Annotated in this window: 3 protein-coding genes and 1 pseudogene; 3 read left to right on the top strand and 1 reads right to left on the bottom strand. The window is 71.6% G+C overall.

The genetic code is table 11. The features are described 5' to 3' along the window. A pseudogene (locus C665_RS18825) lies at positions 1-253 on the top strand (threonine-phosphate decarboxylase); the annotation flags it as partial. Beyond that, complete coding sequence (locus C665_RS18820; protein WP_004326983.1) at positions 253-1218, top strand: cobalamin-binding protein; 966 nt, start codon at positions 253-255, stop codon at positions 1216-1218. The pseudogene C665_RS18825 and the gene C665_RS18820, both read left to right, overlap by 1 nt. Here C665_RS18820 and C665_RS18815 read toward each other — a convergent pair. After that, entirely contained in the window at positions 1178-2332 is a 1155-nt protein-coding gene (locus tag C665_RS18815) for a M48 family metallopeptidase (RefSeq protein ID WP_004326982.1), read from the bottom strand. The genes C665_RS18820 and C665_RS18815 overlap by 41 nt on opposite strands. Before the next feature lie 304 nt (positions 2333-2636). On the opposite strand from C665_RS18815, the gene C665_RS18810 reads away from it, so the two are divergent. After that, positions 2637-3904 (top strand): DEAD/DEAH box helicase (locus tag C665_RS18810; protein WP_004326981.1); only part of this gene is annotated, 1268 nt, incomplete at its 3' end.

The following is a 3904-nucleotide window of genomic DNA, read 5'->3' as shown; positions in this document are numbered from 1 at the left end:
GGACGCCGCGGGCGCGCGCCTGCACCGCCTGCTGCAGGCGCATGGACTGGAAAGCTGCGGGCCGGCCTTGTTCCAGTACGTCCGCCTGCCGCACGCGGCGCAGGTGCACGCGGCCTTCGCCCGCCGCGGCATCCTGCTGCGCCGCTTCGACGCCCCGCCCGCGCTGCGCTTCGGCCTGCCCGCGGACGAGCCTCGCTGGGCGAGGCTGGAGGCCGCCCTCGCAGACTGCCCGAATCTCCTCAAGGAGCCGTGATGAGTTCTCTCCCCTGCCGTCTTTCCGATGCAGCGGCCTCGGCCGCAGCGGCCACGCTGCTCGCCCTCGGCGGCCCCGCCTCCGCCGCGGGCGTCGAGCTGGTGGACGACACCGGCCGCAAGCTCGCGCTGGCCGCGCCGGCGCAGCGCATCGTCAGCCTCGCCCCGCACGTCACCGAGATGCTGTTCGCCGCCGGCGCGGGCGAGCGCGTGGTGGGCGCGGTGGACTACAGCGACTACCCCGAGGCGGCACAGCGCATCGCGCGTGTGGGCGGCTACACCCGGATCGACCTCGAGGCGGTCGCGGCGCTGCGCCCGGACCTGGTGATCGGCTGGCAGAGCGGCAACCGCGAAGGCGATCTCGCCCGCCTGCAGGCGCTCGGCATCCCGGTCTACCTGAGCGAGCCGCGCAACCTGGAAGACGTGGCGCGCAACCTGGAGCGACTCGGGCAGCTCGCCGGCAGCGAACCCGCCGCCCAGGCCGCGGCGAGCGCCTTCCGCGCGCGCCGCGAGCACCTCGCCGCCACGTATTCGGCACGCGACAAGGTGCGCGTTTTCTACCAGATCTGGGATCGCCCGCTGATGACGGTGAACGACCACCACCTGATCGCCGACGTGATCCGCCTCTGTGGCGGCGCCAACGTGTTCGGCGAGGTCGCCCACCTGACGCCGACGATCGGCGTCGAGGCGGTGCTCGCGGCCAACCCCGAGGTGATCGTGGCCTCGGGCATGGGCGAGGCCCGTCCGGAGTGGCTCGACCAGTGGTCGCGCTGGCCGCAGCTCGAGGCCGCGCGCCGCGACAACCTGTTCTTCATCCCGCCCGAGCTCATCCAGCGCCATACGCCGCGCATCCTCGACGGCGCGGCGCGCCTGTGCGGCCAGGTCGAGACCGCACGCAAGCGCCGCGGCGCCGCCTCCGCGGCGCTCACGCCCCCTGCAGCACCCGCTCCGGCGCGTGCGGACTGAGCGCCGGCGGGCAAGCGTCGCGCAGGCTCTCCAACCAGATCCGGTCGAAATGCCAGGCCAGGAAAGGCAGGCTGTCGCCGAAGAAATGCTGCGCCGCAGAAGGACCCGACACCTGCAGCCGCTCGGGCATGGCGACGCCGATCGCCACGAGGCGATCCTGCAGCGCGGGGTGGAAGGGGTCGCCGGCGTCCGCGCGCAGCACGCGCTGCGGATCGATGGCAGCGCTCGATTGGGCGAAGCCGGCGGCAAAGCCGTGCCCCATCTCGCGGTAGGGCCGCACGCAAGACGCCTCGTCGCACTCGGCCAGGGCATGCACGCGCGGCAGGTAGTCGTTGGCGAGGAAGTCCGCCTTGCAGCAGAGCTCGACCAGGGTCCCGGCAAGCAGCTCGGCCCCTACCAGGCGCACCGCGGTGCGGTCGGCGGCGTACTCCTCCATTTGCGCCAGCAGCAGCATCCTCATGCACAGGGCGTCGCCCTGGGGGTCGAACCAGGGAAAGCCGGACGGCAACGCGGCCGCAAGCTCGTCCAGCGTGCGCATCCACCACGCCTGCAGCCAACCGCTCCGGCCGTGCATCCCGCGCTGGCGTGCGACCATGTGGCCGATCTCGTGGGCGATCACCGCCGCGAGCTGGCGGGGGCCGAGCGCATGGGCCAGCGGCAGGCCGATCAGCAGATCGGTCGCCATCTCGCCGACACCCAGGTGGCGCGGGCGCTGCACGATCGAGGCGTTGATCTCGCCCGTCACGTAGATGCGCCGGATCGGGCTCACCCCCGCCACGTGCGCGAGCGCATCGACCAGCGCGTAGAGCTCGCCCACCCGTTCGCGCGCGACCGCCAGCCCGCAGGGCCGCGGCGCGAGGCTTGCCAGGGAGGCCAGCGTGGCCCAGATCGCGGCGATGCTGCCGAGCATGAAGAGCACCCAGAACAGCGTTTCCACCGGTGTGCCCCGGCCGATCGCCTCCCAGGTCGCCACGGCACCCACGACCGCCCCGCCGAGCAGGACGAGGATCGAACCGGACACGGCGAGCAGGCCGGCGAGCGCGCGCGCGCCCAGATCGCGGGAGAGCCGATCGTAGCGGCCGTCGAGGTCTTCGGAGAGCTGGATTTCGCGCACGGGAATACCCCTGCCGGGAACCGGGTTGTGTCGGATTGTAACCAAACCTTCATTCCATGACACGATCCAGCGCAAGATTCGCCAGCGCCCCCGAGGCCGCGGGGGCGGATTCGCGGTCGCCAGCGGGCCGAAATGGCTCGCCATTCCGGTGTGGAGCGCTTATAGTGCCGGCTTCGCTGCGGTGCACCAGTCACCCGCCGCGTTTCCTGCAACGATCCGTTCGCCCCCATGCGGCGCGGATCCCTCCCGCAGCCCGGATTGGTGTCGCATCGATGCATGCGACGGGCTTGCGCCGGACCATCGAATGAATCCCCAAGTCACCTTCGCCAGCCTCGGGCTGGCCGAACCCATCCTGCGCGCGGTCTCCGAGGCGGGTTACTCCACGCCCACGCCCATCCAGGCCAAGGCCATCCCGCAGGTGCTCGCCGGCGGCGACCTGCTCGCGGCGGCGCAGACCGGCACCGGCAAGACCGCCGGCTTCACGCTGCCGCTGCTGCACATCCTGTCGCAGACCCACACCCATCCGCACCCGCCCGGGCGCCCGCGCTGCCTGATCCTGACCCCCACGCGCGAGCTCGCCGCCCAGGTGCAGGAGTCGGTCGACACCTACGGCAAGCACCTGCCGCTGTCCTCGCTGGTCATGTTCGGCGGCGTGAACATCAACCCGCAGATCAGCGCACTGAAGAAGCGGGTGGACATCCTCGTCGCCACCCCCGGCCGCCTGCTCGACCACGTCGGCCAGAAGACGCTCGATCTCTCCGGCGTCGAGATCCTGGTGCTGGACGAAGCCGACCGCATGCTCGACATGGGCTTCATCCGCGACATCCGCAAGGTGCTCGCGCTACTGCCGAAGAAGCGCCAGAACCTGCTGTTCTCGGCCACCTTCTCGGACGAGATCCGCGAGCTCGCCCACGGCCTGCTGCACAACCCGGCAGAAGTGGAAGTCGCCCCGCGCAACACCACCGCGGAGCGCGTCGACCAGGCGGTGTACCTGATCGGCCAGAAGCAGAAGCGCGAACTGCTCGCCCACCTGATCAAGGAAAAGCAGTGGTTCCAGGCGCTGGTGTTCACCCGCACCAAGCACGGCGCCAACAAGCTCGCCGAGTACCTCACCAAGCACGACATCGGCGCCGCCGCGATCCACGGCAACAAGAGCCAGGCCGCGCGTACGCGCGCGCTGGCCCAGTTCAAGGACGGCTCCCTGCCGGTGCTGGTGGCCACCGACATCGCCGCGCGTGGCCTGGACATCGACCAGCTGCCCCAGGTGGTGAACTTCGAGCTGCCCAACGTCGCCGAGGACTACGTGCACCGCATCGGCCGCACCGGCCGCGCCGGCGCCGCCGGCAATGCGATCTCGCTGGTCGACAACGAAGAAATCAAACTGTTGACCGCGATCGAGCGCGTCATCAAGCGCCGCATCGAGCGCGCCGTGGCCGAGGACTTCGTGCCCAGCGCCGGCGGCGAGGCCGCACACGACGCCGACCACCAGCGCGAACCGCTGCAGCGCCGCGGCGGCCGCAACGGCCAGGGCCGCAGCCCCGCCGCCGCGCCCGCGCGCAGCGAGCGCGCAGG

The sequence above is a fragment of the Thauera aminoaromatica S2 genome, from assembly GCF_000310185.1.
Taxonomy (GTDB): domain Bacteria; phylum Pseudomonadota; class Gammaproteobacteria; order Burkholderiales; family Rhodocyclaceae; genus Thauera; species Thauera aminoaromatica.
Note: the sequence above shows the minus strand (reverse complement) of the source record. Positions and strands in the feature narration are given on the sequence as shown.

What these genes read in the sequence shown, in the direction of transcription:
- C665_RS18820 (WP_004326983.1), top strand. Translation starts at nt 253, where the DNA reads ATGAGTTCTCTCCCCTGCCGTCTTTCCGATGCAGCGGCCTCGGCCGCA.